Annotated in this window: 32 protein-coding genes; 30 read left to right on the plus strand and 2 right to left on the minus strand. The window is 46.2% G+C overall.

Translation table 11 applies throughout. From position 1 onward, the window contains the following. Window positions 1–78 precede the first annotated feature (78 nt). The 16 genes from EXW93_RS04325 to EXW93_RS04400 all read left to right on the plus strand — a co-directional run bounded on the left by EXW93_RS04325 (window position 79) and on the right by EXW93_RS04400 (window position 15,649). Window positions 79–1,023 (plus strand): PstS family phosphate ABC transporter substrate-binding protein, encoded by a 945-nt coding sequence (locus tag EXW93_RS04325; protein WP_023467538.1) that lies wholly within the window; start codon window positions 79–81, stop codon window positions 1,021–1,023. A 90-nt stretch (window positions 1,024–1,113) separates the two neighbouring features. Continuing rightward, window positions 1,114–2,055, plus strand: a complete 942-nt coding sequence (gene pstC / locus EXW93_RS04330; RefSeq protein ID WP_023467539.1) for a phosphate ABC transporter permease subunit PstC — start codon at window positions 1,114–1,116, stop codon at window positions 2,053–2,055. 1 nt (window position 2,056) lies between these two features. Then, window positions 2,057–2,965 (plus strand): phosphate ABC transporter permease PstA, encoded by a 909-nt coding sequence (pstA, locus tag EXW93_RS04335; protein ID WP_023467540.1) that lies wholly within the window; start codon window positions 2,057–2,059, stop codon window positions 2,963–2,965. Window positions 2,966–3,064: 99 nt separating this feature from the next. After that, window positions 3,065–3,841: a phosphate ABC transporter ATP-binding protein PstB gene (gene pstB / locus EXW93_RS04340; protein ID WP_053454494.1), complete on the plus strand. Its 777-nt coding sequence runs from the start codon at window positions 3,065–3,067 to the stop codon at window positions 3,839–3,841. An 18-nt stretch (window positions 3,842–3,859) separates the two neighbouring features. After that, the gene (gene phoU, locus EXW93_RS04345) at window positions 3,860–4,522 is read left to right on the plus strand and encodes a phosphate signaling complex protein PhoU (RefSeq protein WP_023467542.1); all 663 of its coding nucleotides are present in this window, start codon (window positions 3,860–3,862) and stop codon (window positions 4,520–4,522) included. A 107-nt stretch (window positions 4,523–4,629) separates the two neighbouring features. Further along, window positions 4,630–5,352: a DUF4912 domain-containing protein gene (locus tag EXW93_RS04350; protein WP_035398333.1), complete on the plus strand. Its 723-nt coding sequence runs from the start codon at window positions 4,630–4,632 to the stop codon at window positions 5,350–5,352. A gap of 32 nt (window positions 5,353–5,384) precedes the next feature. Continuing rightward, entirely contained in the window at window positions 5,385–7,568 is a 2,184-nt protein-coding gene (locus EXW93_RS04355; protein ID WP_023467544.1) for a 1,4-alpha-glucan branching protein domain-containing protein, read from the plus strand. 104 nt (window positions 7,569–7,672) lie between these two features. Then, the gene (rpmG, locus tag EXW93_RS04360; RefSeq protein WP_012369771.1) at window positions 7,673–7,822 is read left to right on the plus strand and encodes a 50S ribosomal protein L33; all 150 of its coding nucleotides are present in this window, start codon (window positions 7,673–7,675) and stop codon (window positions 7,820–7,822) included. Window positions 7,823–7,879: 57 nt separating this feature from the next. Then, a complete protein-coding gene (locus EXW93_RS04365; protein ID WP_174316061.1) occupies window positions 7,880–8,425 on the plus strand; it encodes a 5-formyltetrahydrofolate cyclo-ligase in 546 nt (181 codons plus the stop codon). Then, window positions 8,419–9,198: a DUF92 domain-containing protein gene (locus EXW93_RS04370; RefSeq protein WP_174316062.1), complete on the plus strand. Its 780-nt coding sequence runs from the start codon at window positions 8,419–8,421 to the stop codon at window positions 9,196–9,198. Before EXW93_RS04365 ends, EXW93_RS04370 begins: the two co-directional genes overlap by 7 nt. A 165-nt stretch (window positions 9,199–9,363) precedes the next feature. Then, entirely contained in the window at window positions 9,364–10,320 is a 957-nt protein-coding gene (locus EXW93_RS04375; protein WP_023467547.1) for an L-lactate dehydrogenase, read from the plus strand. A gap of 257 nt (window positions 10,321–10,577) precedes the next feature. Next, window positions 10,578–11,087: a GNAT family N-acetyltransferase gene (locus tag EXW93_RS04380; protein ID WP_023467548.1), complete on the plus strand. Its 510-nt coding sequence runs from the start codon at window positions 10,578–10,580 to the stop codon at window positions 11,085–11,087. A gap of 161 nt (window positions 11,088–11,248) precedes the next feature. Then, window positions 11,249–12,286 (plus strand): M42 family metallopeptidase, encoded by a 1,038-nt coding sequence (locus EXW93_RS04385; RefSeq protein WP_023467549.1) that lies wholly within the window; start codon window positions 11,249–11,251, stop codon window positions 12,284–12,286. Beyond that, a complete protein-coding gene (locus EXW93_RS04390; protein ID WP_023467550.1) occupies window positions 12,270–12,473 on the plus strand; it encodes a YqgQ family protein in 204 nt (67 codons plus the stop codon). The genes EXW93_RS04385 and EXW93_RS04390 overlap by 17 nt, the downstream gene beginning before the upstream one ends. A gap of 83 nt (window positions 12,474–12,556) precedes the next feature. Beyond that, a complete protein-coding gene (locus tag EXW93_RS04395; protein ID WP_023467551.1) occupies window positions 12,557–13,507 on the plus strand; it encodes an ROK family glucokinase in 951 nt (316 codons plus the stop codon). Window positions 13,508–13,723: 216 nt separating this feature from the next. Beyond that, on the plus strand, window positions 13,724–15,649 hold the full coding sequence (locus EXW93_RS04400; RefSeq protein WP_023467552.1) for an LTA synthase family protein: 1,926 nt from the start codon (window positions 13,724–13,726) through the stop codon (window positions 15,647–15,649). 535 nt (window positions 15,650–16,184) lie between these two features. Here EXW93_RS04400 and EXW93_RS04405 read toward each other — a convergent pair. Beyond that, a complete protein-coding gene (locus tag EXW93_RS04405; protein WP_023467553.1) occupies window positions 16,185–16,364 on the minus strand; it encodes a DUF2759 domain-containing protein in 180 nt (59 codons plus the stop codon). 168 nt (window positions 16,365–16,532) lie between these two features. On the opposite strand from EXW93_RS04405, the gene EXW93_RS04410 reads away from it, so the two are divergent. Beyond that, entirely contained in the window at window positions 16,533–17,150 is a 618-nt protein-coding gene (locus tag EXW93_RS04410) for an MBL fold metallo-hydrolase (protein WP_050678399.1), read from the plus strand. A 42-nt stretch (window positions 17,151–17,192) separates the two neighbouring features. On the opposite strand, the gene EXW93_RS04415 is transcribed toward EXW93_RS04410, so the two are convergent. After that, window positions 17,193–17,456: a DUF2626 family protein gene (locus EXW93_RS04415; RefSeq protein WP_023467555.1), complete on the minus strand. Its 264-nt coding sequence runs from the start codon at window positions 17,454–17,456 to the stop codon at window positions 17,193–17,195. Between the two features lie 224 nt (window positions 17,457–17,680). Here EXW93_RS04415 and EXW93_RS04420 point away from each other — a divergent pair, with 224 nt between their 5' ends. The 13 genes from EXW93_RS04420 to gcvPB all read left to right on the plus strand — a co-directional run bounded on the left by EXW93_RS04420 (window position 17,681) and on the right by gcvPB (window position 26,485). Beyond that, a complete protein-coding gene (locus EXW93_RS04420) occupies window positions 17,681–18,067 on the plus strand; it encodes a Spx/MgsR family RNA polymerase-binding regulatory protein (protein WP_023467556.1) in 387 nt (128 codons plus the stop codon). A gap of 62 nt (window positions 18,068–18,129) precedes the next feature. Beyond that, on the plus strand, window positions 18,130–18,972 hold the full coding sequence (locus EXW93_RS04425) for an ATPase, T2SS/T4P/T4SS family (protein WP_058713644.1): 843 nt from the start codon (window positions 18,130–18,132) through the stop codon (window positions 18,970–18,972). A gap of 14 nt (window positions 18,973–18,986) precedes the next feature. Then, window positions 18,987–19,928: a type II secretion system F family protein gene (locus tag EXW93_RS04430; RefSeq protein WP_058265105.1), complete on the plus strand. Its 942-nt coding sequence runs from the start codon at window positions 18,987–18,989 to the stop codon at window positions 19,926–19,928. A gap of 17 nt (window positions 19,929–19,945) precedes the next feature. Next, complete coding sequence (locus EXW93_RS04435; RefSeq protein ID WP_023467559.1) at window positions 19,946–20,257, plus strand: competence type IV pilus major pilin ComGC; 312 nt, start codon at window positions 19,946–19,948, stop codon at window positions 20,255–20,257. Then, on the plus strand, window positions 20,226–20,687 hold the full coding sequence (locus EXW93_RS04440; protein WP_023467560.1) for a type II secretion system protein: 462 nt from the start codon (window positions 20,226–20,228) through the stop codon (window positions 20,685–20,687). The genes EXW93_RS04435 and EXW93_RS04440 overlap by 32 nt, the downstream gene beginning before the upstream one ends. Before the next feature lie 5 nt (window positions 20,688–20,692). Next, the gene (locus EXW93_RS04445; RefSeq protein WP_023467561.1) at window positions 20,693–21,052 is read left to right on the plus strand and encodes a type II secretion system protein; all 360 of its coding nucleotides are present in this window, start codon (window positions 20,693–20,695) and stop codon (window positions 21,050–21,052) included. After that, window positions 21,045–21,338: a hypothetical protein gene (locus EXW93_RS04450; protein WP_023467562.1), complete on the plus strand. Its 294-nt coding sequence runs from the start codon at window positions 21,045–21,047 to the stop codon at window positions 21,336–21,338. The genes EXW93_RS04445 and EXW93_RS04450 overlap by 8 nt, the downstream gene beginning before the upstream one ends. Beyond that, a complete protein-coding gene (locus tag EXW93_RS04455) occupies window positions 21,335–21,607 on the plus strand; it encodes a hypothetical protein (RefSeq protein ID WP_231925701.1) in 273 nt (90 codons plus the stop codon). Before EXW93_RS04450 ends, EXW93_RS04455 begins: the two co-directional genes overlap by 4 nt. Continuing rightward, on the plus strand, window positions 21,600–22,085 hold the full coding sequence (locus tag EXW93_RS04460; RefSeq protein WP_023467564.1) for a shikimate kinase: 486 nt from the start codon (window positions 21,600–21,602) through the stop codon (window positions 22,083–22,085). The genes EXW93_RS04455 and EXW93_RS04460 overlap by 8 nt, the downstream gene beginning before the upstream one ends. After that, on the plus strand, window positions 22,082–22,396 hold the full coding sequence (locus tag EXW93_RS04465; protein ID WP_023467565.1) for a hypothetical protein: 315 nt from the start codon (window positions 22,082–22,084) through the stop codon (window positions 22,394–22,396). The genes EXW93_RS04460 and EXW93_RS04465 overlap by 4 nt, the downstream gene beginning before the upstream one ends. A gap of 184 nt (window positions 22,397–22,580) precedes the next feature. Continuing rightward, window positions 22,581–23,663 carry a glycine cleavage system aminomethyltransferase GcvT gene (gcvT, locus tag EXW93_RS04470; protein ID WP_023467566.1) on the plus strand — a complete coding sequence of 361 codons (1,083 nt, stop codon included), beginning with the start codon at window positions 22,581–22,583 and terminating at the stop codon, window positions 23,661–23,663. A gap of 13 nt (window positions 23,664–23,676) precedes the next feature. After that, the gene (gene gcvPA, locus EXW93_RS04475; protein ID WP_056060214.1) at window positions 23,677–25,023 is read left to right on the plus strand and encodes an aminomethyl-transferring glycine dehydrogenase subunit GcvPA; all 1,347 of its coding nucleotides are present in this window, start codon (window positions 23,677–23,679) and stop codon (window positions 25,021–25,023) included. Next, complete coding sequence (gene gcvPB, locus EXW93_RS04480; RefSeq protein WP_029341085.1) at window positions 25,016–26,485, plus strand: aminomethyl-transferring glycine dehydrogenase subunit GcvPB; 1,470 nt, start codon at window positions 25,016–25,018, stop codon at window positions 26,483–26,485. The genes gcvPA and gcvPB overlap by 8 nt, the downstream gene beginning before the upstream one ends. Window positions 26,486–26,505: the final 20 nt, after the last annotated feature.

Raw genomic sequence — 26,505 nt, forward strand, 5'->3', positions numbered from 1 at the left:
TAGTATAAGTCTTGTAAGGAAAACGGATAAAAAGTCGTGACATCGTCAGCGACATACTTTCGAGGAGGAAAATTAATCATGTCTTGGATGAAAAAAACAGCACTCATCACAACGGTAGCATCAATCGCAGTAGTGGGGGCAGCATGTGGTAACGATAAAGGCGGTTCTGCTAGTTCATCTGATTTAAAAGGAAAAATCGCAATCGACGGTTCTTCTACAGTCTTCCCGATCATGGAAGCTGTCGGTGAAGAATATTCGATGGAACAACCTGACGTAGATGTCACAGTCGGTGTCTCTGGTACAGGTGGCGGATTCAAACGCTTCGTCGTTGGGGAAACAGATCTTTCAAACGCATCGCGTGAAATTAAAGAAGAAGAAGCAGCTGAAGCGAAAAAGAACAACATTGAATTCACAAAAATGGCACTCGCATATGACGGTTTGACTGTCGCTGTCAGCAAAGAAAATACATGGGTAAAAGAACTCACAATGGAGCAACTCGAGAAAATCTGGCTCGACCCGAACATCAAGACTTGGAAAGATGTCGATTCTTCTTACCCGGCTGAACCATTGAAATTCTTCAGCCCAGGGAAAGATTCAGGAACATTCGATTTCTTCTCTGAGGAAGTACTTGAGAAAAAAGACATGCGTAAAGATGTTCAATTATCAGAAGACGATAACGTTCTCGTCAAGGGTGTTGAAGGAACGAAAGGCGCAATCGGATACTTCGGTTATGCGTACTACGCTGAGAATAAAGATAAGTTGAAGGAAGTACCACTTTCTGCTGAAGGAAAAGACGCAGTCGATCCAACACCAGAAACGATCAAAGATCTCTCTTATCCACTATCACGTGAAATCTACACGTACATCAATAACAAATCGATGAAAGACAAAAAACAAGTCGCTGACTTCGTTCAGTTCACGAACGAAAACGCTGGTGATCTTGCTGAAGAAGTCGGATATATCAAAATGCCGCAAGATCGTTACGATGAAAACGCAAAAGCAATTGAAGACGCAATGAAATAAATCATCGAGTCATGAGGATGGCCCAACCGGGGAAGTCTGTACCGGTTGGGTCCCGTTCTCATGTCAAGAAGGAGTAGGGAGTGAAGAAGGATGAGTTCAACACAAAATAAATCGGTTCGCGAGCTGATTCAACAGAACCGACAGCAAAAATATAGTATGAAAAACGTCATGGAACGCGTCATGCCGATCGTGTTATTCCTTTGTGCGTTCGTCTCGGTCGTTACGACCATCGGCATCATTCTCACGTTAGTCATTGAAACAGAGCACTTCTTCGAAGTCGTTCCGTTCAAGGAATTCTTCGGCAGTACGAGCTGGTATCCACTCAACTCACAACCAGAGTATGGAATTTGGCCGCTTGTCGTCGGGACGCTTGAGATTACCGTGATTGCGATGCTAGTTGCCGTGCCGATCGGTCTCACATCAGCGATTTATTTAAGTGAGTACGCGTCAGACCGCGCACGCCGTATCTTAAAACCAATTCTTGAAGTGTTAGCAGGTGTTCCAACGATCGTCTTCGGATTCTTCGCGTTGACGTTCGTCACACCAGTACTCGTAAAATTGATTCCAGGTATTCAAATTTACAATGCGCTCAGTCCGGGGATCGTCGTCGGGATCATGATCATTCCAATGATTGCTTCGATTTCTGAGGATGCGATGAGCTCTGTTCCGAAAAAAATTCGTGATGGTGCACTTGCACTCGGTTCGACACGTCTTGAAGTCGCTTTGAAAGTCGTCGTTCCAGCTGCCTTATCAGGTATCATTGCGTCGATCGTACTCGGTATGTCACGTGCAATCGGTGAGACGATGATCGTAACGATCGCTGGTGGTTCGAATCCGACAGCTGCGATCGATCCACTCGAGCCAGTCCAAACGATGACAGCGTATATCGTTCAGGTTGCCTTAGGTGATGCTGGATTTGGAACTGTCGAATATTACAGTATCTATGCGGTTGGTACACTCTTGTTCGTCTTCACATTAGTGATGAACTTACTTGCGAACTGGATCACACGCCGCTTCAGAGAGGAGTACTAAGATGGCCTTACCAGAAAAGCAACCTGTCTCAAAAAAATTCATTGATCCGGTCGCGGTGAAGAAATCCATTAGCCAGCGACTCATCGTCAACAACGTCACAAAAGTCATTTTCCTTGCTGGACTGTTCTTCGGTCTCGTCGTCTTAGGTATTCTCTTGTTCGGCGTCATCCGTGACGGTGCGTCATGGTTATCACTTGAGTTTCTACAAAATGCACCATCACGCCGTTCGGAACGGGCTGGGATTTATCCGGCGTTAATGGGCTCCATCTTCTTGATGCTCCTCATCATCCCGATGATTTTCATCATTGGTGTCGGGGCAGCGATTTACCTAGAAGAGTATGCGAAGAAGAGTCGGATGACTTCATTCATCGAAGTCAACATCTCAAACCTTGCAGGTGTACCATCGATCGTCTTCGGTTTACTTGGTTTGACGTTCTTCGTACGTAACATGGGCTTCGGTTCAACATTGATTGCAGGAGCCTTGACACTCGCGTTGATGAGTCTTCCGGTCGTCATCGTCTCGTCTCAAGAGGCGATCCGTGCCGTTCCACAAGCAATGCGTCATGCATCACTTGCACTCGGTGCTTCAAAATGGCAAACGACGTTTAAAGTCGTTCTTCCGGCATCACTACCAGGTGTCATTACTGGGATCATCTTGGCTGTATCTCGAGCAATTGGTGAGACAGCACCACTCATCATGGTCGGAGCTGCAATTTTCATTGCTCGTGCGCCAGAAAGTATTTTCTCAGAATTCACAGCATTGCCGATTCAAATCTACAACTGGACAAGTCGTCCGCAAGCAGATTTCCAAGGACTTGCAGCTGCGGGAATCATCGTCTTAATGGTCATCCTTTTGACGATGAACTCACTTGCGATCTGGATCCGGAACCGTTTCTCAAAACGTTATTAATCGAACGAGATAGATAGAAGGGATTTCTTTTAAGGAGGAAGACAGATGATGGATACGAAGCTGAATACGAAATCAGTCGTTACAGAAGGGACAGAGCGTATGAACCAACCAGTAGCAGCACGTGAGAGCGTCTATAACGTCAAAGACTTAAACTTATGGTACGGTGACGATCATGCGCTGAAAGATGTCAATCTCGACATTAAGAAAAATGAAGTCACGGCAATCATTGGACCGTCTGGCTGCGGGAAATCGACATTCATCAAAACATTGAATCGAATGGTCGAACTCGTTCCGATCGTACGGACGAATGGTGCAATCGAGTATCACGGACGTAATATCTTTGATAAAGAATACGGTGTCGAAGAATTACGGACATCGGTCGGAATGGTCTTCCAGCAACCGAACCCATTCCCGAAATCAATCTATGACAACATCGCTTATGGTCCTCGTGTCCACGGTGTTAAAAACAAAAAAATCCTCGACGAGATCGTCGAACGCAGTTTACGCCGTGCGGCAATCTGGGATGAAGTCAAAGATCGTTTGAACGAAAATGCCTACGGTCTTTCTGGTGGTCAGCAACAACGTCTTTGTATCGCGCGTTGCCTTGCAATCGAGCCAGATGTCATCTTGATGGATGAGCCGACATCGGCACTTGACCCGATTTCTACATTAAAAGTAGAAGAACTCGTCCAAGAATTGAAATCAGACTACTCGATCATCATCGTGACACACAACATGCAACAGGCTGCACGTGTTTCGGACAAAACAGCGTTCTTCTTGAATGGTGAAGTCGTCGAGTTCGATCAAACAGACCGGATCTTTGGAAATCCGAGTGACAAACGGACGGAAGATTACATTTCAGGACGATTCGGATAAGAAGGGGAGACGAGACGAATGGCAGCGAACCGTACGATTTTTGGAGAAAATCTTGCAATACTCGATCAAAAGGTCTTTTTACTGGCTCGCAAGACGATGCAACAGATCGCAACAACGGCAGAAGCACTCGAAAAATATGATCAAGACATCGCGCGTAGTGTCATCGAAAACGATAATGAACTCGATGATCTTGAACTTGAAATCAACGATGATGCGATTCTCTTAATCGCGAAGCAACAACCCGTTGCGACGGATTTACGACGAATCATCACCGCGATGAAAATTTCGTCGGATCTCGAACGGATTGCAGATTATGCGGGGAATATCTCAAAAGCTGTTCTTCGTGTCGAAACATTCCCGTATGTCATCGATATCTCTTTGTTGAAGGAAGCATTCGAGACATTACTGGATATGACGGAAACTGCGATCGTCGCCTATCGTGACGGAGATGTCGAGAAAGCAAAAGCCTTGTCTGATCTCGATAACGTCATTGATGAGACGACATATAAGGCACTTCGCCAGTACATGCGTCACATGTCACTTCAGCCGATTGTCGTCGATGAAGTTATGCAATTCACGAACATTTGCCGCTACATCGAGCGGATGGGTGATCACTTGACGAACGTCGGGGAGCATCTGATCTATCTCGAAAAAGGAAAACATTATGATTTAAACGGATGAATCAAGTAGGCAGGAGGAATTTCCTCTGCCTACTTTTTTTGTAAAGGGATTCGAAACACGTTTGTAGAATAGGAAAGAAGTGAATAATGACAGAGAGGTGATTGGGAATGCTTGAGCAAATCATTAAATTGAAAGAACAAGGGCTGACAACAAAACAAATCGCAGCTCAATTGGATACGACTGAAGGAAAAATCAAATATGCGTGGACTAAATATCGTAAATCGTTAACAGAACAACCTTTAGTAGCGCCGAAAGTAGAATCAAAAACGGTCAAGCAGACAAAAAAGTCGACTGCACCTGTATTAGACGTCGTACCGTCTGTGCAAGTGGTACCTTCGCTAGAACGTGACGCGTTTGGAATGGCGACACATTACGAGGATGACATCCTCCACGCCATCGTTCAGTCACCGACAGCGTTATACGTCTACTGGGAATTGTCTGAACTGTCGAAACAGTTGCTAGAGACGCACTATCACACGACGTTTGATTCGTTCCGTAAAGAATTACGCATTATTGATGTCACGCTTGTTGAATATGAACAAGGACAGGCAAATCGGACGTATCAATTCGAGCTACCAGAAATGACGAATGCTTGGTTCGTTCGACCAGTCGCCCCGAATACTACATACATCATTGAATGGGGCATTCAAACGATCGACGGGGACTTTGTTCCAGTACTGCGTTCAAAACCAGTCGAAACGCCACGTGACGAGCCAGTTACGGACGGACGGTTCGCGGAAGTCGTGCATCATTGGCAATACGGAGAGGTCGAACAACCGGAATGGGTCGAAGTATTACGTCCTTACTCCTATTTCGATCGCGTCCGATAATGGAATTAGAGAGAGGGAAAGGAAGAGAAGCTATGCGAAAAGGATATTTTTCACTCGTCTTACATGCACATTTACCATATATCCGTCATGAAGAGGCGCATCGTCTAGAAGAACGGTGGATGTATGAAGCGATTTCAGAAACCTACATCCCATTATTGTGGGAGGTCGATCGCTTGTCACGTCCGCTCGGCTGGACGGTCAGCATTTCACCACCCGTCATCGAGATGCTTGCCGACCCATTGATTCAAGAGCGGTATATCGAGCATATCGAGGATACGTTACGTTTGATTCGCCAGGAACTAGAGCGAGAGCTTGCTCAAAAGGAACGAGATGCGCTTCTATTCTATCAAGACCGCTATCAAGATTTATTGAATACGTTCCTTCACTGGGAAAAAGATTTGAACCGCGCATTCCGTCATTACAAGGAGCAAGGTTATCTCGATTTGATTACGTGTACGGCGACGCACGGATTCAGTCCGCACATGTTGTCTGAACAAGCGGCACGTTCTGAAATTCAGACGGGATTGAACTGTTTCGAACGTCATTACGGATTCCGTCCATCTGGTCTTTGGATGCCAGAGTGTGCGTATACGCCCGGACTTGATCGTATTTTGTATGAAGAGGGCATTCGTTATACATTCGTTGACGAACATTCAATCTTAAACGCGGATCCGTCACCGAAACACGGAATCGGAGCACCTGTCTATTCGCCGCACGGTGTGGCACTGTTCCCGCGTGATCAAATCATTTCCGGGAAGATTTGGAGCTCTGTCATCGGATACCCGGGTCATCCGGATTACCGCGAGTTTTATCGTGACCTTGCGTACGATCGAGAGTGGGATCAAATCGCTGAGTTCATGCACCCGGAAGGCTTACGTTATGATACAGGATTGAAATTGCATCGTGTAACAGGAGAAACGGATCAAAAAGACTATTACGTTCGTGATTGGGCATGGCAACGGACAAGTGAGCACGCAGCAGACTTCGCACAAGCACTTGGTGAACATTTAGATGCGCATCAAGGACAAGACTTCCCACCGTTCCTTGTCACAGCACCATTTGATGCCGAATTATTCGGTCACTGGTGGTTTGAAGGTCCCGACTTCCTCGGTAAAGCGATGGAACGTTTAGAAGACCAAGGAATTGAGTCGATTTCACCGGCGATCTTCCTCGAACGTCACTTCCAAGACATCGACACGGCCCACGTCGCGATGGGAACATGGGGACGAAAAGGCTACGCGGAAGTCTGGATCAATGAACGGAATGACTGGATGATTCGTCATCTCCATCAGCTTGAGAAGAGACTAGCAGGAATCGTAGCTCGAAATCGTCATCAAGATGCGTTGACTGTCAAAGCGAAGCGTCAACTCATTCGAGAATACCTCCTCGCTGTCTCGAGCGACTGGCCGTTCATCCTTGATGGACAGACGACAGCGCAGTATGCTGCGAATCGTTTCCGGGAGCATATCTTACGTTTTGAAGAAACCGAGCGTCGACTGGATGCTGAGGAGCTGACGGTGGAATGGTTGGATGCTCGATATCGCGAATATCCTTTTCTTCAAGATTCAGATATTGAACCGGATGTCTTCTTGACGGCACATGATTACTACGTGGCAGTGAAGCGTGAGAAATCTTGGAATACAGACGCCATCTTATTGTTCGTCCGACAATATGATGCGTCAGACCGACCAGCTTCGGAGCTCGCTCGACGGCTCGCTGCTGCTGGTGAGAACGTCTATGTCGTCACGGAACATCCGGAAGCGTATCGATTTGAAGAAGGTGTTCACGTTTACGGAGTGCAAGTGACAGGTCTACCGCTCGTTCAGACCTATAACCAACTGGCGGCACTAAATTTAGCCTTCTTACGCCAAGCGCAAGCTTTGAGTAAGATCGTTGATTTCGCAGTCATCCACAACTTCAACATGGAGACCGCATCAGCTGCCCAAGCTATCGCGAAGATCAAAGAGTTGCCACTCGTCAGTAACGTCTACGATGTCGAAAGTGAGCGTTCTCCTGATCGTTCAGGTGGTCTGGTCGTTGCCTTAAAACGACTTGAAGGAGATGCGTTGCGCCAATCAGCGGTTGTTTATCTAGAACGAGAAGAGTCACGTCACGGGGTGGAACAAGAGTATCACGTCGAAAAGAAGCCACTGCGTTTTGAAGAGAACCTTGAAAAACCATATCAACACGTGACGAATCCGAAAAAGAACGGATGAACAGTTGCAATTCCTTTCCTTTCTTGGTACGATACTTGAGTATGCTTAACCTTATGTAAAGCAAAATCACTTGATACATCGAGAGCTAGATAGGAGGGAATCCCATGCGCGTTAAAATCACATTAGCTTGCACTGAAACTGGTGACCGTACTTATATCACTAAAAAGAACAAGCGTAACAACCCAGAGCGTCTTGAGTTGAAGAAATACAACCCACGTCTCCGTAAGCACACACTTCACCGTGAAGTGAAATAATTGAGATGGAAGCCGTCACTTCGTGTGATGGCTTTTTTTGTGGAAAGGAAGACATTCATGAATAAACAAGAAGTACGCCGTCTGATCAAAGAACGACTCGATATGATGGAGAACCGTGCGGAGAAGGAACGGTTGATTCACGAACATGTATTATTATTACCTGAATGGCAACAAGCGACTTGTGTCGCGATCACATTAGCTTTTCGAAATGAATGTGATACAAGAATGCTGATTGAACAGGCGTGGCAAGAGGGCAAGACGGTCTTGATACCAAAAGTAGTCGGAGACGAGATGATCTTTTATGAACATGGACCAGAAGATCAACTGCAAGCAAATCAGATGGGGATTGCTGAACCGATCGCTTCAGCACGTCGCGCCTCACTTGATCAAGCAGAGCTTTGCCTCGTTCCAGGTCGCGCCTATCGTCGGGACGGCTATCGTTTAGGATGGGGAGGAGGCTATTACGATCGTGCACTCGTGCCATATACAGGATGTAAAGTATCGATTGCCTTTTCTGAACAACTTCTTCCAGATTTCGAAGTGGAAGCCTTTGATATCCCCGTTGACTTGATCGTCACTGAATTAGAGGTCATCCGATGCTAAGCGCGACCATTTTGTTTTGTCTATTGCTTGCTTGGACCGGACGATCTTTTCGTTTATTGACGACAAGTGGTGCTATCATGACCCTGCTCGTCGGTAGTGGTGTCTCATTCGGATTCGGTTGGCAAGGATTAGTAGTACTCTTACTCTTCTTTGGTAGCTCGAGTCTGTTATCGAAGGTCGGACGATCTAGAAAACAATCGGTCGACTCCATCGTTGAGAAAGACGGCGCGCGTGACGGATGGCAAGTCCTTGCGAATGGAGGGGGAGCGTTCGTTGCTGCCTTAGCGTATGCCATGACGATGGATTTTGCGTATCTCTTGTTGTTTCTATTCGTCATCGCAGCATCGAATGCTGATACGTGGGCATCCGAAATCGGACCGCTCTCAAGACGTGATCCATGGTCGCTCAAAACGTTACGACGGGTACCAGCAGGAACAAGTGGAGCGATGTCGCTGATTGGAACGGTCGGTACGATCGCAGGAGCTGCGTTCATCGCGATAGCAGCGCATTGGATATTTTCTCTTTCTTTAAGAGACGTCTTACTCGTAACAAGCATCGGTGTACTCGGGAGCCTGCTGGATACACTATTTGGAGCAGTAGGGCAACGCGTTTACCGATGTACAGTTTGTGGGGAATACACAGAAAAGCGAAAGCACCATGGGCAACCGACAGCTTATGTTTCAGGTATTCGATTTTTAGGGAATGATGCTGTCAATGTCTTAACGAGTGGTTTGGCAAGTGGAATCGGGTTTATCATCGTTCGATTCTGGTAACTGGAAAGTATATGAGTATGTAATTCCTTATGTTAGGATATCAATGACACAAAACGGACAAATGTGATTAATTTCACATGATACAAATAATGTGAAAGATGTTACAATTTATTTGTGAGATAGTTAACAAACTCTTAGGATGAATGAAAGGGTGGACATAACGATATGGAATTACATGCGAAAGTGACACGGGTAGCCCTCATTGGAGCTGGTGCAGTCGGCTCAAGCTTTGCCTATCAGATGTCAACAGCTGGGCTTTGTGAAGAACTTGTCATCATTGATGTCAACAAAGCCAAAGCAGAGGGCGAGGCAATGGACTTAAACCATGGAACACCATTTAGCTCTTCACCGATGCGAATATGGGCTGGCGACTACGCGGACTGCCGCGAAGCGGAAGTCGTCGTCATCACGGCAGGCGCTCCACAAAAACCAGGTGAGACAAGACTCGATCTCGTTGCAAAGAATGCGTTGATCATGAAAGAAATGATTCGTCAAATCATGGATTCTGGTTTTGATGGGATCATCGTCGTGGCTTCTAATCCGGTTGATATCATGGCGCATCTTGCCTGGAAATATTCCGGTCTTCCGAAATCCCGCGTATTTGGATCAGGAACGGTGCTTGATACAGCACGTCTGCGTCAAATGCTTGGAGAATACTTTCACATTGACTCCCGAAATGCCCATGCCTATATTCTTGGAGAACATGGTGATACGGAATTCGCTGCCTGGAGTAACAGCCGTATTTATGGAAAAACGATTGATGAACTACTTGCTGAAGACGATCGTTATTCTCAAGCAGATCTTGATCAAATTTACATCAACGTCCGAGATGCTGCTTATCATATCATCGAGCGCAAAGGGGCAACCTACTATGCGATCGGGCTTGGGCTTGTTCGGATCGTTCGTGCCATCCTCGGAAATGAGAACTGTCTATTAACGGTCGGTGCGCATGTCGATGGGCAGTATGGCATTTCCGGTATCCACATTGGAGTTCCCGCCATCATTAATCGTCAAGGTGTGCGTGAAATCATTGAAGTCTCATTGACGGAAGAAGAGTTGAAGAAATTCCATCATTCTGCTGATGTATTGCGTCAGACGCTTGAACCCGTCTTGCAAGGATAAGCGTACGCATCATGCTGAAGGTATTACCGAAATAAAGTAGTAAAAAAACTCAAGTGTCGGACTTGCTTTATATTGTCCACACTTGAGTTTTTTTGATGTAAAGAACGAATACATAAAAAATCACATCTATTCGTCCAGTAGTAAAAAGAGAAAAATCTAGGTTTTATTTTACTAGAAAAGGGTTAAGTAAGAGATAGAAGCATTTTTACGTCATTTTTTGTACGTCATGATACCCAAAAAGGAGAGAACCGACAGTCATGTATACTTTTCGAAAACTAACTAAAGAGGATGCAGAACAATACTGGAATCTACGCCTTGAGGGATTAAAAAATCATCCAGATGCATTCGGTCATTCGTTTGATGATGAACAGCAAACCCCGCTCCGCGAAGTACAAGAAGGACTTGAGGGAGAACCCGACTCCGATGAGGTTTGGCTTGGTATGTTCGACGGTGATACGTTGTTTGGGTTTGGTCAGGTCAAACCATATGAATTGTCACGTGAATCGCATAAAGCGATGATTTCTGGAGTATACGTATCACCTGAATATCGCGGGGGTACTGGTCGCGCTTTAATGGAAGCCTTAATCGAGGAAGCGAAAAAGTTACCGGACGTCGAGCAAGTCATTCTTGCCGTTTTATCAGGAAACGAAGCCGCACAAAATCTTTATGAGTCGCTCGGTTTTGAAGTATATGCCGAAGACCCAGATTCCGTAAAATTAGAAGACGGCACATATCGTGATGATATTTGGATGAAGAAGTACGTCTAAGTTTTTCAGAGGATGTAGATTAGAAGCTGTAGCAAAAAAAGTGCTACAGCTTTTTTGCATGGTATCCGTAGGATATCAGTATCGGCAAAGAATGAATATTTGTTATCATGAGAACAAAGCGGATGTCACATCGTAGTCCGATTGAAAGGGAGCGAATGAAAATGAAAGAAGTCATACGTACGATTGAAGAGCTTGTCTCGATTCCGAGTCCAACAGGTTCGACAAAAGAAGCGATTACATATGTAGAAAAGCGATTGGTATCAGAAGGAATCACGTATCGAAAACTTGAGAAAGGAGCGATTTTAGCGACACTACCTGGTGCTTCAACGCGTACGCGGTTACTGACGGCACACGTCGACACACTAGGAGCGATGGTGAAAGAGATTTTACCAACAGGACGACTTCGTTTATCACAACTGGGGGGATATGCTTGGACAGCAATTGAAGGTGAGAACTGTCTCATTCACAAGATGGACGGTCAAACGATTTCAGGTACAATCGTGTTCCACCATTCGAGTGTTCATACGTCGCGCGAGACGAATAAGACGGAACGCTCCGCTGATAATATCGAAGTACGGCTCGATATCCGTTCAACGACAGCGGAAGAGACGCGCGTTGCGGGGATTGAAGTAGGAGACATCGTAACATTTGATCCGCGATTCCTCTACACGGAAACGGGATTCGTGAAGTCGCGCCATCTCGACGATAAAGCATCCGTTGCTTTGTTGCTTGAATTGATCAAGGAATGGAAAACAATCGAGCTGCCACACACGGTCCAGATTCTGATTTCAAATTACGAAGAAGTTGGATTCGGTGGAAATGCTGGATTCACGGAAGAAGTCGCAGAATACATCGCGGTCGACATGGGGGCACTAGGAGACGGTCAACACTCCGATGAATTCACGGTCTCGATCTGTGCGAAAGATGGTTCGGGTCCATATGACTTGGCTTTACGCCACCAGTTAACGCGTTTAGCACAACGTAACAGTATTCCATATAAGGTTGATATCTATCCATTCTATAGCTCGGATGCCTCAGCGGCAGTAAGTGCGGGACACGACGTCCGGCACGGATTGTTCGGTCCGGGAATCGAATCGAGTCATTCGTACGAACGTACACATGAGACGTCGTTACAAGCGACATATGATTTGTTGCATGCCTATGTAAAGGAGCCGATGGTTGATGAAGACACTGTATGACGTACAGCAGTTACTCAAGACATACGGAACATTCATCTATCTTGGGGACCGAGCGTCCGATATCGCGATGATGATGCTTGAACTCGATGAATTACAAGAAGCAGGCGTTTTGGAACAACGTCAGTACGATTCAGCGAAACTAATCTTACGACATGAATTAAAGCGTTCACAATCCGATAACATTTAAGATTGTGCAACCCTTTGCGCAAACGGGTTATGTCCGGTAAAATGAGGAAGCAGACATTATATGAGTATAGGGGAGACGAAGCAATGAAATGGTTACTCGGCATTGATATCGGCGGCACGACAGTCAAGATGGCAATTTTGGATTTGCAAGGGATCATCGTAGAAAAGTGGGAAATCGAGACGGTCGTTTTGAATGATGGCGTACAAATTCCTGGAGATATCGCAAAATCCTTCTTTGAGAAGTGTCAAGAGAGCAATAAACGACCAGAAGATTTCGTCGGAGCGGGCATCGGTGCGCCGGGATTCATTGATTTCAATACAGGTGTCGTTGAGAAAGCAGTCAATATCGGTTGGACTAACTTTGAACTCATCGGTGAATTCGAACGTTTGACGGGTTTACCGGCTGTGCTTGAAAATGATGCGAACGCAGCGGCAATCGGTGAGATGTGGAAAGGTGCCGGTAGTGGGGCAACCGAACTCCTTGCTGTCACACTCGGTACGGGCGTCGGTGGTGGTCTGATCACGAATGGACAAATCGTGCATGGTACAGTCGGAATGGCTGGAGAAATCGGTCATATCACGATGTTGCCTGAAGGTGGCGTCCTATGTGGATGTGGTCGCAAAGGATGTCTTGAGACGATCGCGTCAGCAACAGGGATCGCTCGTCTTGGTCTTGAGAAGCGTAAAGGGAAAGAAACGTTACTCAACGACATCAAGGCAGTGACAGCAAAAGACGTATTCGAAGCGTATGAGAAAGGAGACCGGATTGCAACGGAAGTCGTAGAAGAAGTGACGTTCCATCTCGGTCTTGCCATCTCCAACTTAGCGAACAGTATTAACCCGGAAATCATCGTTATCGGTGGTGGTGTGTCAAAAGCGGGCGAGACATTGCTTGCACCACTCCGTCAACAGTTCGAACGCTTCGCTTTACCACGGGTTTTCGGATCAACGACGTTCAAGATTGCCGAGCTTGGAAACGATGCAGGAGTCATCGGCTGTGCATGGCTTGCGAAGCAGATGTTTCTCAAAAAATGATAATATTCAATTTCAGTAAAAGGTTCGCTTCGGCGAATCTTTTTTTTGTTTACAAACGTACAGTAATTATGTGATTGTTAAGTATCTTCCGGATTCCAGTTGCATTTTTGTAAAACTAAGCGTAAAATTTTCACGTGATATGGGTATATGTAAATTATGAGGTAAGTTGTGTGAACTGAAATCAGAAAGCACATGTAAATTAGGAGGCAGGTTTTTATGCAGCAAGACGCAAACATCTGGTCGCGAATGCGCCTAAAGATGGGTCAAGGCGTTCGCAGCACCTATAAAGAGCACAAGCTCTTTTGGATTGCGACCTTATTGATTTGGTTAAAAACGTATTTAGCGTATACACTTTTCTTCAACGTTCCCGTAACAAACTCTGCGCAAGCATTCATTCTACTAATTAACCCAATTAGTTCAGCGCTCTTCATGTTCGGGTTCAGCTTCTTCTTCCGAGGAAATGTTCAAAAATGGTTCATCTACGGCACACTGTTCGTCGCGACACTCATTTTATATGCGGACATCATTTTCTTCCGCTTCTTTAATGACTATCTGACGTTGCCGGTATTGTTCCAAACATCGAATGCGGAAACTGTTTCTGCATCGCTCGGGTCACTTTTGAATTGGTCCGATTTATTGATCGTCGGTGACTTGATCATCTTACCGTTCTTCTTACGGAAAATGGACATGTCAAAAAATGTTGCGTCACGTGGACGCGCGATTCTCGCATTCGTTGCAGCAGTTGTCGTTTTCCTTGGAAACTTGACGCTCGCTGAGACAGAACGTCCAGAATTGCTCACACGTGCCTTCGACCGAGAATTGCTCGTTAAAAACATCGGAACATTTAACTTCCATATGTATGATGCTCTCATTCAGTCTAAGACATCTGCGCAAAAAGCACTCGCGGACAGTTCTGAACTGTCGGAAGTTCAAAGTTTCATTGATTCAAAACATGCTGAACCGAACCCAGCTATGTTCGGAAAGTACAAAGGAAAGAACGTCATCGTTGTTTCCTTTGAGTCGGCACAATCCTTTGCAGTTGGATTAAAAGCACCAAACGGACAAGAGATTACACCGAACCTGAATAAGTTGATCAAGGAATCGCATTCATGGGATAACTTCTATCACAACACAGGACAAGGGAAAACGGCAGATGCTGAGTTCATTCTCGAAAACTCGATCTATCCACTTGGACGCGGTGCAGCATTCTTTACGAACGGAGAAAATGAATTCCGGGCAACTCCTGAAATGCTGAAAGAAGACGGCTATTATTCAGCTGTTTTCCATGCAAACAACAAATCGTTCTGGAACCGAGACATCGTCTACAATAGCTTTGGCGTCGATCGTTTCTTCTCAGAGACGGATTATGACCTAGGTGATCCAGCAGATTTGACGGAGTGGGGCTTGCTCGATGATAAATTCTTTGAACAGTCATTGCCGATGTTGAAAGATTTACCACGTCCGTTCTATTCGAAGTTCATCACATTGACGAACCACTATCCATTTGAGATGCCAAAACCAGAAGATGAACTTGTACCACCGCTTGAGACAAGTTCTACGACGCTGAACCACTACGTTCAGGCACTAGCGTATCAAGATATGGCACTCGGTAAATTCATCGAGGGTCTGAAAAAAGATGGTACGTGGGATGATACGATCTTCATGGTCTATGGTGACCACTATGGTATCTCGACGAACCACAATGCTGCGATGGCAGAACTCATGAACAAAGATGAGTTGACGCCGTATGATGTCGCGCAATTGCAACGTGTACCATTCGTGATCCATTTACCGGGTCAAACGAAAGGTGTCAAACATGAAGACGTCGCGAGCCAAATCGACATTAAACCGACATTGCTTCATCTGTTAGGACAAGACTTCAAGAATGAAGTATTGTTCGGTACTGATCTCTTCTCGAAACAGCACAAGGATTATGCGCTGTTCCGCGATGGTTCCGTCATAACAGACAAAACGGTTTATACGCAGGAAACATGTTATGATCGTCAGACAGGTGAAGAGGTAAAAGATGGAGAGTTAGCAGAGATGTGTAAACAATCTACGAAACAATCCGAGAAGGAGTTAGGACTTTCGGATAAAGTCATCTATGGTGACTTGCTCCGTTTCCTTCAAACTTCAAAATAAGATGAAGAAAACGAATCTACTTTCGAGTGGATTCGTTTTTTTGTAGAAAGGCAAATAAAAAGAGAGATGCGCGAGGCATCTCTCTTCAGATTTTAGACAAAAGGGCTGACACCAAAAAATGACGCATCTTTTCACGCCCTTTCCTCAGGCGTGTGCCTCTAACAGCGCAAAATTGCGCTTTTTCCTGTAAGAGTGGCGTGTAACGCGTCATTCTTTTGATACTCGGAAGAAGGATCAGGGAAGCGTTTTGTTCACTCGACATCGCTTCCTAGGGAATAACAAGCAAGAGCGACCCTGCAGCGAATTGAAGCGGCGCGATGCTTGTCTCAGGAAAACGATTCGAAACGAACAAAAAAGTGCAATCCTTCTCGTTAGAGAAAAATTGCACTTTGTCTTTAGTCTCAAGGGGCTGACTCAAAAAAAGAATGACGCGTCATTCTTTTTATTACGAGATAAGGGAGGCAGATCATCAATCTGCCTCCCTTATCTTTGTAGATACTGACTTTTGAGTCAGCCTCTTTTTAGCGTATCTTGATTACGATGGAATACCGCCGTAAATCAATGTCGCAATCCCGAACCAGCCGAATAAGACGACAGTCAGACCTGCGAATACGAGTGGAAACATTTGGCGTTTCTTAAGTGAACGAACGACGGCCCAAACGCCGACGAGTGCGACGAAGAAGAAAAGCCAACCGATTGGTTGATCCAAATGCATGACGTACTCCCCCTTAAACAATCACGTTATGAATTTCACGAAGATTTCACTTAAATCTCACTTTTTAGTTTATCCGACTCGCGGGATAAAGTCGAGAGGGCGTTGCAGGAACTTTCGACAATTTCGTGTATAGTAGGAGAAGAGTCTATTGTAAAGGGGTTTTATAGAATGGAAATCGTAATGATCACTTCCGGTATGGCATCTGAGAATGGTTATTTATTATTTAAAGACAAGGAATGTCTTGTCATTGATCCAGGTACAGAAGATATGCGGTTTTTCGATGAGATTGAAAGTCGGGGAGCGACTTTAAAAGCGATTTTGTTGACGCATGCGCATTTTGACCATATCGGAGGTGTCGATATGTTACGACGCTTCACGGAAGCTCCTGTCTACGTGCATACGGAAGAAGCAGGATGGCTCGGTAATCCAGAATGGAATGGTTCGGCAAAATTCGGAATGCCGCCGATGCGGATGAAACCAGCAGACCATTTGTTGCAACCAGGACGGCTGACGGTCGGTAGCTTTTCGATGCATGTTCTTGAGACGCCAGGGCACTCACCAGGAAGTGTGACGTTCTACTTCAAAGGAGAGCGGATCGCGTTCGGTGGAGATCTCTTGTTCCAGCAAGGCGTCGGACGGACGGATCTTCATGGTGGGGATCAAGACGTATTGATGCGTTCACTGGATCGACTCATCGCGGAACTACCGGCAGATACGACGATCTATCCAGGACATGGTCCGAGTACGACGATTCGTCAAGAAATGAAATCGAATCCATTCCTCTGACTAAAAAAACTCGCCATCCAAAAGGATGACGAGTTTTTTTCATTACATCTGGAAGTTTGACCAGTACGTAAAGACGATGAAAAATACAGTTAAGTAAGCTCCAAAGATATAGACATACGTTTTTTCAGTTAAGCGCAAGTAACCAAGCGCTGCAAAAAAGACAGTTTGTGCTAAGAAGACGAAGCCCATGACTAAAAATGAATCCGTATGCTCACTTGAGCTTGCATCGCCACCCAATGCGCCGATAAATGCCATGACTGCGATGATACCAGTCCAGAAACCGAGTACGCGGTACATTCTCCCCATTCCTATAACCCCCTAAATCCGACAGATAGTCAATATACGTACTTATTTTACCAAGCAAACAATCATCCGTCCATCCTGTTCTAGTGATTGTTAAGGAATAACTGTGAACAAAAGATGAAGTTTCAAAAAAAGTTGTACAATAGTTGTACAAAAGGTGTACAAAGTCAAATTGACGTGCTATAGTAACTGTAATGAAACCCCACACTTTGAGAGGAGGAGCAAAAATGACGAATGAGTTAGTCTTTTTCACATACCCAAGCTGTACATCATGTCGTAAAACGAAATCATGGTTAAAAGAGGAACATGTTGATGTAGAGGAACGTCATCTGTTCAGAAATGCTCCAACAGTTGATGAACTCATGGAACTGTTGAAATTATCGACGGATGGGATTGAAAGTTTGCTCGCAACACGCAGTCAAGCCTTCAAGGATCTCGGCATTGATATTGAAGACATGAAACTCAGTGAGTTATTACGCCTCATGAGTGACAATCCGAAATTATTACGCCGCCCAATCATCACTGATGGAAAACAACTTGTTATCGGATACGATAAACCAGGTCTTGAGACATTGGCGAAGCGTAAACATCGGACAATCGCACACGTATCGTAAAGAAGCCGGTTTGGTCGGCTTCTTTTTTTTGTGTATTGTTTGCGGTAGGGAGGTGAAGAGAAATGAAGGAATGGACGACACAACTCATGGAACGATTCGAATCACTTGGTGCAACAGATGTTCATTTCGTACCGAATGAAGCTTGCGTCCGAATAGTTTGTCGAACGGGTGATGGTTTGTGTGAACAAGAAGAGGTGGAACTGACACGTTACCGGACACTTGTCAGTCATGTCCGCTATGAGGCGAACTTAAAGGAACAGAATGAGCGGATTCCGCAAAGTGGTTTGTATCCGCACGGGAAAAAGGGCATGCGTGTCTCGTTGTTGCCGAGTCGACAAGGGGATGCGATGTCGTGGCGATTTTATCGATCAACGGTCTCTCAAGAAACAGCTTTACGAACGTTACACAATCAATTGGACTTCACTTGGTTAGCTGAACAACGACACGGGTGTATCGTCATTTCTGGATCGACAGGTGCAGGAAAGACGACGATGTTATATTCCTTGATGAGTGCAATGGAAGAAAAGCGAATTATCTCGATTGAAGATCCGGTGGAATGTACGGTACCAAACGTCTTACAACTGGAACTAAATGAAAAGGCAGGCTTCACTGCTACGCGATGTTTTGAGGAAATATTGCGAGCGGATCCGGATTGGATTGCTTTTGGTGAGGTGCGGACGAGAGAGGCAGCACGTTTGACGATGAATGCCGCACTTAGTGGTCACGTCGTGTTATTTACGTTACACGCTGGAAGTATTGATGAGGCGCGATTGCGATTGCGTAGTTTAGGGATCGAAGAGTCAGAACTAGCTGTCTGTCAACGCATCATTCATCTCGAGCGAAAAGGAGAGGATGTCCGCTGTACCGTCAGAAACTTACAAGCCGCGATCAAAGTCGGTTCTTAAAACGATATCACCGTTTGTTATCAAAAGGCATTTCCGCGAAAGAGACGTTACTCATTTTAAAACGATTCGAGCGTCAGCCGTTCGCGGAAGTAGTCGGAGAAATGGAACAACGTCTTGAGAAAGGAGACTCCTTTGCAGCATCGCTTGAACCGCTTGCGTTAACGAATACCTTAAAACGACTTCTTTTCGTTGGAGAAAGGACAGAGCGACCATTACTCGTTCTTCGCCAAATCGTGAAACTGCTCGACCTCGAAACAGAAATGCGATCGAAGTTTTGGAAGATGATTCGGTATCCGCTTGTTCTAGCGACCAGTCTATTCCTTCTGTTCTTCTTTTACGCCCTCTACGTATTTCCGTCTCTCCTCGAGATGTCGGACCCGAAGACTCTCCCCTCATTTCTGCATCTCCTTCTTCACCCCTCTGCGAAATATCTGCTCGCAAGTATTCCCGTTATTTTGTTGACCTCCGGGTACCTCTTTTTTCGCTTCTTTCCGTTAAACCGTATTTTACGACTGAAACCGCTACAGCGTTTGATTCGCCTCTACTACAGCTATTTATTCACGATCGAAGTAGGATCGTTCATCGATGCTGGCTTCTCGCTCGAAGAGACCTTTCGCCATCTAGAGCAAGGACAAGCGAATAAAAAAGGGCATCTCTATGCTCGTCTACATGCTAAACAACAGGCAGGGGAACCACTTGCAGAAGCGCTTGGCGAAGATGAGATCATCGAAGCCGAGACGATTGGAATCGTCCATTTGGCGCGGGAAAGTGGCGATCTTGGACCGTTATTGCTTGAACAAGCGACACTTTTGCATGAGTCGATGGAAGAGGAACTAGAGAAAAAGTTGTTATGGATCGAGCCGATTTTGTACGGTGGATTGACGATCATGACGGGAACGTTGTTTCTCATCTTGTATTATCCGATACAGCTAGCGATACAGCAGCTTCCATTCTAAACAGAGGAGACGATACGATGAAACAATTCTTAAAGCGACAGGATGGATTCACCTTACTTGAGATGGCAGCCGTCTTATTGATCATTTCGTTATTACTGCTCGTTTTGATTCCAACGATGACAAGTGGAAAGGACCAGGCGAAAGGTGTGAGTTGTGAGGCGAACATTCGAGTCATTCGGTCAGAAGTAAACCTTTACTATGCCAAAGAGAAGAAGTACCCAGAATCGCTTCAGACGATCAATCGCGGAACAGCTGATAAACCGAATGCTCTCGTCTGTGATCAGGAGACGTATACGTATGATCCGAAGACTGGCGAACTTACGAAGTGAACGTGGATTTACCTTATTTGAGATGACGGCGGTGCTGACAATCATTGCTTGTTTACTTGTTTTTTTATTACCGGCACTGTTTGAAAAACGACCGGACTGGATTCCGCTTGAACAAGAGGTTCGTCTGATGGAACAAGATATTCAGACACTTCGACTGATGCAGTACTCAAAGCAAGATCAATCATTGATGCAGTTTCGATTTCGAGGAGACGGTGCAGGATACCTTGTCCTTGCGGATGACCGGTTGTTATGGCAACGGACATTCCAAAATGGTCATACGTGTACCGTTCCACCCTCGAATCGCATCATCTATTTTAAAAGCTATCACTCGATTTATGCAGCGACTTGGTCTTGCCGTTCGGCAACAGCCGAATATGAAATCAAATTCTTACTTGGGAACTATCAAATGGCAATCCGTAAAGTGAGGTGAGAAGGATGCAGAACGAACGCCAAGCGGGCTTCTCTTTGCTTGAAGTGATGCTCTCGATCGTTGCAATCGGTATCTTTATGATGTTAGCGATTGATCCTTATCTCGATTTACGGACGAAACAAATGAAATGGGAACAAGAGACGGAACAGCTTGAGCAGATGGCGACGGATCAAGTTGAAAACCGAACAGCGTCCTATGTCCTGAAACAAGGAGAGTGGTGCAATGAAACGATGTGTCTTGCGAGCGGAATCCGGAATGACCCTTCTCGAACTCTCATTCGTCCTATGGCTGAGCCCACTTCTTCTGCTGGCAATCTTGACATTGACCCCTCTCGTTCGTCCGCCGGAAGTCAACCGAATGAATGAAAAATTGTTCTTTCATACCGTGGAACGACTGATGTGGCGTAGTACGATGTGTGAGCGCGTCGGAGACGAGATTCGTGGAATGGACGTCAATCCGGGAGAGACGGCTGAAAAGTGGCGTCTCGTCCGTGTGCAAGATCAACTGCGTCTCAAGAAAGAACAGGGAGGTGAACTGACATACGCCCGCGACGTCAAACACTATACCGTGACAGGGGATGCCGAGATTCTCTCGATTCAGTTGAACGACAGCAGACGTTCCTTCCGATGCGTCAGGAAGGATTCATCTTGATTCAAACGTTACTGTTACTTCTAGGAATGGGAGTCGTGCTCTTGATTTCTTGTCAGCAAATTGACGAAGAGATGCGGCATCATCAGTTAGAGCAAGAAGCCCTTCAACTCGAGTCTCTCATCCGAGCGGCGAAAGCAGATTGTACGAAGGACGAGACCCTCCGCTACCCAATCGGACAAGTCAGCTGTACAGCGACCGATAAAGGCTTTAAAATGGAAGCGAGATTAGAGAATGGTCAAAGAATCGAGGCGGTCGTCACACATGAGTAAGGTTTATTTGATTGGGTTTATGGGAACTGGTAAAACAGCCGTCGGACATCGATTGGGTTCACAATACGAGGTCGACGAACTGGATGAACGGTTCGAACAGGAACATGGACAAACGATTACCGCTTTTTTCGCTGAGCATGGCGAAGCAGGGTTTCGTACACATGAAAGCGAATTGTTGAAGAGTAGCAAAGCCGAAGTGGTCGTCACAGGTGGCGGGATCATCGAACGAGAAGAGAACCGACTGTACATGCAGGAGTCCGGAACAGTCGTCTGGATCGATACACCCTTTGATTTGATTTGGGAACGGATCGCCGCTGATCCGAATCGTCCACTCGTGACAGAACGGGAACAAGTGAGACGATTGTTTGAACGTCGCTATTCCTTATATGCTGGAGTAGCTACTGTCCGACTTGAAGGAACGGCATCAATCGAAGAATTAACGCGTGCGATTGAAACTGTATTGGAGGAGAAGTCATGATTTGGATTACGTTAGGTATTATTTTATTGGCTATCATAGGACTCGTGTTGTTTGGATTCAGTCTTTACAAAAAGAAGCTGTCTCAGGATATTCGGCAGTTAAAACAACTGATGGAGCGCTTTACGATTCGTCAGCAAACCTTGCAGACGAACATTGATCATACGACGCAGCGAATCGATCAAATCAAAGGGAATATCAATCGAATCACTGAAGAAGGAAATCGTGTGAAGCAAGGAGCGAGCCAATTGGTGACGGAAGGTCGTCGACTCCAGGAAGAAATCAAACGAACTGCCGGAATCAAACAATTTTGAAATGGCTTTCATGGGAAGAATATGAAACAATAGGAGAGAAGGGACAGGGTCCTTTCTCTCTTTTTCGTATGTTCCTTTTTCCGAATAATACTAGATAATTATGATTTTAATTGGTAAGATGGATTTGAAAATGGAACATTAAAGAGAAGAGAGAGTGAAAACGTTCGTAAATAGGGGGATTTGTATGAGTCAAACGACATTGAAAAGAACACCGTTATTCGAAACGGTTTCGCAAACCGGTAAGATGGTGGATTTTGCGGGATTTGAAATGCCAGTTTTGTTTTCCTCGATTAAAGAAGAACACGTTGCAGTAAGGGAGAACGTCGGCATGTTCGATGTCTCGCACATGGGAGAACTGTTCGTCAGCGGACCGGATGCTCTGACGTTTTTACAAGCTACATTATCGAACGATATTTCAAAGATTGCGGTGGGGCAAGCGCAATATAACGTCTTATGCCAAGAAGACGGTGGGACAGTGGATGATTTACTCGTCTATCGTTTGGCAGAAACGGACTATCTTCTCGTCGTCAATGCTTCGAACATTGAAAAAGACGAACAACATTTACGTCACTATCTAACAGGGGACGTTACGCTTGAGAATCAATCGGAACAATATGGTCAAATTGCGGTCCAAGGACCACGTGCGGAAGCCATCCTTTCCGGCATGACACCACTTGTCTTATCAGAGATCGGATTTTTCAAGTTCCAACAGGGGACGGTTGCAGGAGTGGAAATGATCGTCTCACGCAGTGGGTACACAGGGGAAGATGGATTCGAACTCTACATGGCAGCTGGTGACGCACCTGCTGTCTGGCAAGCATTGCTTGAGCAAGGTGTCGTACCATGCGGTCTTGGGGCACGTGACACATTACGTTTTGAGGCATGTCTGCCACTTTACGGACATGAATTATCAGCAACGATTTCACCAATCGAAGCGGGAATGGGCTTTGCGGTCAAACCACAAGTCAAACCGTTCGTCGGTTCAGAAGTCTTGTTGCAACAGAAAGAACAAGGAGCACCGCGTCGCTTGATCGGTCTTGAATTACTCGATAAAGGGATTGCGCGTCAAGATGCACCGGTTTGGCATGACGGGGAAGTCGTTGGTGTGGTGACGACAGGTACGTTGCCGCCGACAGTCGGAAAAGCGATTGCTTGGGCACTCGTTCCTGCAGAAGTAGCGGAACAAGAGCAATTTGAAGTGGAAGTACGCGGAAAACGTTTAGCAGCGAAACGAACAGCGACACCGTTTTATCGTCGCACGAAATAAGGGGGATATTTCTATGGATTTTCGTTATTTACCAATGACAGCAGAAGATGAGCAGGCGATGTTACAGACGATCGGTGCAGCATCGATCGAAGATTTACTCGCTGATATCCCGGCATCCGTCCGTGATAACGGTACATTGGAAGAAGTCGGTGTGCCACTTCCGGAAACGGACTTGATTCGGACGCTATCGAAGCTTGCCGACCAAAACATGAATACGAAACAATATCCATCGTTCCTTGGCGCAGGCATCTATGATCACTATGCACCTGCTGTCGTCAATCATATGTTACTGCGCTCAGAGTTTTACACTGCTTATACACCATATCAGCCAGAGATTTCGCAAGGTGAGCTACAAGCGATTTTTGAATTCCAATCGATGATTTGTGAATTGACAGGGATGGATGTCGCGAACTCGTCGATGTATGACGGGATCACGGCGTTAGCGGAAGCGGCCATGCTTGCGTGTGCCCATACGAAGAAAAAGACGATCGTTCTTTCAGACGGCGTTCATCCGGAAGCGCACGATGTCGTTCGGACGTATGCGAACGGTCCAGGACTAAACGTCGAGACGTTGGCGCTTGAGCAAGGTGTCACACGGATCGATCAACTCGATGCCATCGAAGACGTCGCCTGTGTCATCGTGCAGTATCCGAACTTCTACGGTCGTGTCGAAGAACTACAAGCATTGGCCGATGCGACTCATGCTCGTGGTGCGCTGTTCATCGTCTCTGCGAATCCACTGGCACTCGGTATCTTAGAAGCGCCAGGTAAACTTGGCGCTGACATTACGATCGGAGATTGCCAACCGTTCGGAATTCCACAAAGCTTTGGTGGACCGACATGTGGTTATTTCACGACGACAAAAGCGTTGATGCGTAAGATTCCGGGACGTCTCGTTGGACAGACCGTCGATGAGAATGGGAAACGCGGTTTCGTTCTGACGTTACAAGCACGTGAACAACACATTCGCCGTGACAAGGCGACATCTAACATCTGTTCGAACCAAGCGTTGAATGCACTCGCTGCTTCGATCGCGATGAGTGCACTCGGAAAACGGGGTATCCGGGAACTCGCGACACGTAACTTGCAAACGGCACATGCATTAAAACAAAAGCTGAAACAGGCTGGCTTTACGATCGTTGACGATGGACCGAGCTTCAATGAATTCGTCGTTACGCTACCAATCGACGCGACACGTGCGAGTCAACAATTGCTCGATCACGGGATCATCGGCGGTTTACCGTTAGGATCGTATGACGCAGCGCGTCAAAATGAAATGCTTGTTTGTGCAACGGAATTACGGACGAATGAAGAGTTGGATCAATTCGTGACAGCGTTAGGGGGACTCACACATGAATGAGCAAACATTGATTTTTGAAATTTCTAAACCGGGTCGTATCGCCTATAGCTTACCGTTACCGACTGTCGATGAGGTGGCAGTAGAAGAATTGTTACCGACCTCGATGTTACGGAAGGAAGACGTGGCGCTACCGGAAGTATCTGAACTGGATCTCGTCCGTCACTACACGGCACTCTCGAACCGTAACCATGGTGTGGATTCTGGATTCTATCCACTCGGGTCATGTACGATGAAATACAATCCGAAAATCAATGAAGATATGGCACGCCTCCCTGGGTTTGCACACATTCACCCGCTTCAACCAGTCGAAAGTGTCCAAGGGGCACTCGGTTTGATGTATGATCTGCAAGAAAAACTCGCAGTCATCACAGGAATGGATGAAGTGACGCTTCAGCCGGCGGCGGGAGCACACGGTGAATGGACAGGCTTGATGCTGATTAAGGCCTACCATCATGCACGTGGTGACTTTAAACGGACGAAAGTCCTCGTACCGGACTCGGCACACGGAACGAACCCCGCATCGGCATCTGTCGCTGGATTTGATACCGTGACGGTCTTATCGGATGAACGTGGTCTCGTTGATTTAGCGGACTTAAAGAAAAAAGTCGGTGACGATACAGCGGCACTCATGTTGACGAATCCAAACACGCTCGGTTTATTTGAGTCGGATATCGTCGAAATCGCCAAAGCGGTTCATGAGGCAGGCGGAAAACTGTACTACGATGGTGCGAACTCGAATGCGATCATGGGCATCGCTCGACCAGGGGACATGGGCTTTGATGTCGTTCACTTGAACTTGCATAAGACGTTCACAGGACCGCACGGTGGCGGCGGACCAGGATCGGGTCCAGTAGGGGTCAAACAAGATTTGATTCCGTATTTACCGAAACCAATCGTCCGCAAAGAGGAAGAGCGTTATGTCCTCGACTACGATCGTCCGGAAGCAATCGGTCGTGTCAAACCATTCTACGGTAACTTCGGCATCAACGTTCGTGCCTATAGCTATATTCGGACGATGGGTGGAGCAGGTCTTGCTCGCGTCTCGAAAGAAGCGGTCTTGAATGCGAACTATATGTTGGCTCGTCTCAAAGGTGCGTATGACGCGCCATACGACGTCTATTGCAAGCACGAATTCGTCTTGTCGGGTAAACGTCAAAAAGCACTAGGTGTCCGGACGCTTGACATCGCTAAACGTCTGCTTGACTTTGGATACCATCCACCAACGATCTACTTCCCGTTGAACGTCGAGGAGTGTATCATGATCGAACCGACGGAAACAGAGTCGAAAGAAACACTCGATGCCTTCTGTGATGCGATGCTCCAGATTGCAAAAGAGGTCGAAGAGACACCGGATGTCGTCTTGAACGCACCACACACGACGGTCGTCAAACGGATGGACGAGACACTTGCTGCTCGAAAACCAGTCTTACGCTACGAACCAAAACAAGAAGTACACGCATAAGCTGTTTCATAAAAAAGAGG

Origin of the sequence: Exiguobacterium sp. JMULE1, from assembly GCF_013337175.1 — a bacterium.
Classification (GTDB): domain Bacteria; phylum Bacillota; class Bacilli; order Exiguobacteriales; family Exiguobacteriaceae; genus Exiguobacterium_A; species Exiguobacterium_A indicum.

What these genes read in the sequence shown, in the direction of transcription:
- EXW93_RS04385 (WP_023467549.1), top strand. Translation starts at nt 11,249, where the DNA reads ATGAAAGAAGTCATACGTACGATTGAAGAGCTTGTCTCGATTCCGAGT.
- pstC (WP_023467539.1), top strand. Translation starts at nt 1,114, where the DNA reads ATGAGTTCAACACAAAATAAATCGGTTCGCGAGCTGATTCAACAGAAC.
- pstA (WP_023467540.1), top strand. Translation starts at nt 2,057, where the DNA reads ATGGCCTTACCAGAAAAGCAACCTGTCTCAAAAAAATTCATTGATCCG.
- EXW93_RS04380 (WP_023467548.1), top strand. Translation starts at nt 10,578, where the DNA reads ATGTATACTTTTCGAAAACTAACTAAAGAGGATGCAGAACAATACTGG.
- gcvPB (WP_029341085.1), top strand. Translation starts at nt 25,016, where the DNA reads ATGAATGAGCAAACATTGATTTTTGAAATTTCTAAACCGGGTCGTATC.
- EXW93_RS04350 (WP_035398333.1), top strand. Translation starts at nt 4,630, where the DNA reads ATGCTTGAGCAAATCATTAAATTGAAAGAACAAGGGCTGACAACAAAA.
- rpmG (WP_012369771.1), top strand. Translation starts at nt 7,673, where the DNA reads ATGCGCGTTAAAATCACATTAGCTTGCACTGAAACTGGTGACCGTACT.
- EXW93_RS04450 (WP_023467562.1), top strand. Translation starts at nt 21,045, where the DNA reads ATGAATGAAAAATTGTTCTTTCATACCGTGGAACGACTGATGTGGCGT.
- phoU (WP_023467542.1), top strand. Translation starts at nt 3,860, where the DNA reads ATGGCAGCGAACCGTACGATTTTTGGAGAAAATCTTGCAATACTCGAT.
- EXW93_RS04435 (WP_023467559.1), top strand. Translation starts at nt 19,946, where the DNA reads ATGAAACAATTCTTAAAGCGACAGGATGGATTCACCTTACTTGAGATG.
- gcvT (WP_023467566.1), top strand. Translation starts at nt 22,581, where the DNA reads ATGAGTCAAACGACATTGAAAAGAACACCGTTATTCGAAACGGTTTCG.
- EXW93_RS04415 (WP_023467555.1), bottom strand. Translation starts at nt 17,456, where the DNA reads ATGGGGAGAATGTACCGCGTACTCGGTTTCTGGACTGGTATCATCGCA.
- EXW93_RS04440 (WP_023467560.1), top strand. Translation starts at nt 20,226, where the DNA reads ATGATCCGAAGACTGGCGAACTTACGAAGTGAACGTGGATTTACCTTA.
- EXW93_RS04365 (WP_174316061.1), top strand. Translation starts at nt 7,880, where the DNA reads ATGAATAAACAAGAAGTACGCCGTCTGATCAAAGAACGACTCGATATG.
- EXW93_RS04390 (WP_023467550.1), top strand. Translation starts at nt 12,270, where the DNA reads ATGAAGACACTGTATGACGTACAGCAGTTACTCAAGACATACGGAACA.
- EXW93_RS04445 (WP_023467561.1), top strand. Translation starts at nt 20,693, where the DNA reads ATGCAGAACGAACGCCAAGCGGGCTTCTCTTTGCTTGAAGTGATGCTC.
- EXW93_RS04400 (WP_023467552.1), top strand. Translation starts at nt 13,724, where the DNA reads ATGCAGCAAGACGCAAACATCTGGTCGCGAATGCGCCTAAAGATGGGT.
- EXW93_RS04375 (WP_023467547.1), top strand. Translation starts at nt 9,364, where the DNA reads ATGGAATTACATGCGAAAGTGACACGGGTAGCCCTCATTGGAGCTGGT.
- EXW93_RS04395 (WP_023467551.1), top strand. Translation starts at nt 12,557, where the DNA reads ATGAAATGGTTACTCGGCATTGATATCGGCGGCACGACAGTCAAGATG.
- EXW93_RS04325 (WP_023467538.1), top strand. Translation starts at nt 79, where the DNA reads ATGTCTTGGATGAAAAAAACAGCACTCATCACAACGGTAGCATCAATC.
- pstB (WP_053454494.1), top strand. Translation starts at nt 3,065, where the DNA reads ATGAACCAACCAGTAGCAGCACGTGAGAGCGTCTATAACGTCAAAGAC.
- EXW93_RS04420 (WP_023467556.1), top strand. Translation starts at nt 17,681, where the DNA reads ATGACGAATGAGTTAGTCTTTTTCACATACCCAAGCTGTACATCATGT.
- EXW93_RS04465 (WP_023467565.1), top strand. Translation starts at nt 22,082, where the DNA reads ATGATTTGGATTACGTTAGGTATTATTTTATTGGCTATCATAGGACTC.
- EXW93_RS04355 (WP_023467544.1), top strand. Translation starts at nt 5,385, where the DNA reads ATGCGAAAAGGATATTTTTCACTCGTCTTACATGCACATTTACCATAT.
- EXW93_RS04460 (WP_023467564.1), top strand. Translation starts at nt 21,600, where the DNA reads ATGAGTAAGGTTTATTTGATTGGGTTTATGGGAACTGGTAAAACAGCC.
- EXW93_RS04410 (WP_050678399.1), top strand. Translation starts at nt 16,533, where the DNA reads ATGGAAATCGTAATGATCACTTCCGGTATGGCATCTGAGAATGGTTAT.
- EXW93_RS04370 (WP_174316062.1), top strand. Translation starts at nt 8,419, where the DNA reads ATGCTAAGCGCGACCATTTTGTTTTGTCTATTGCTTGCTTGGACCGGA.
- gcvPA (WP_056060214.1), top strand. Translation starts at nt 23,677, where the DNA reads ATGGATTTTCGTTATTTACCAATGACAGCAGAAGATGAGCAGGCGATG.
- EXW93_RS04425 (WP_058713644.1), top strand. Translation starts at nt 18,130, where the DNA reads ATGAAGGAATGGACGACACAACTCATGGAACGATTCGAATCACTTGGT.
- EXW93_RS04405 (WP_023467553.1), bottom strand. Translation starts at nt 16,364, where the DNA reads ATGCATTTGGATCAACCAATCGGTTGGCTTTTCTTCTTCGTCGCACTC.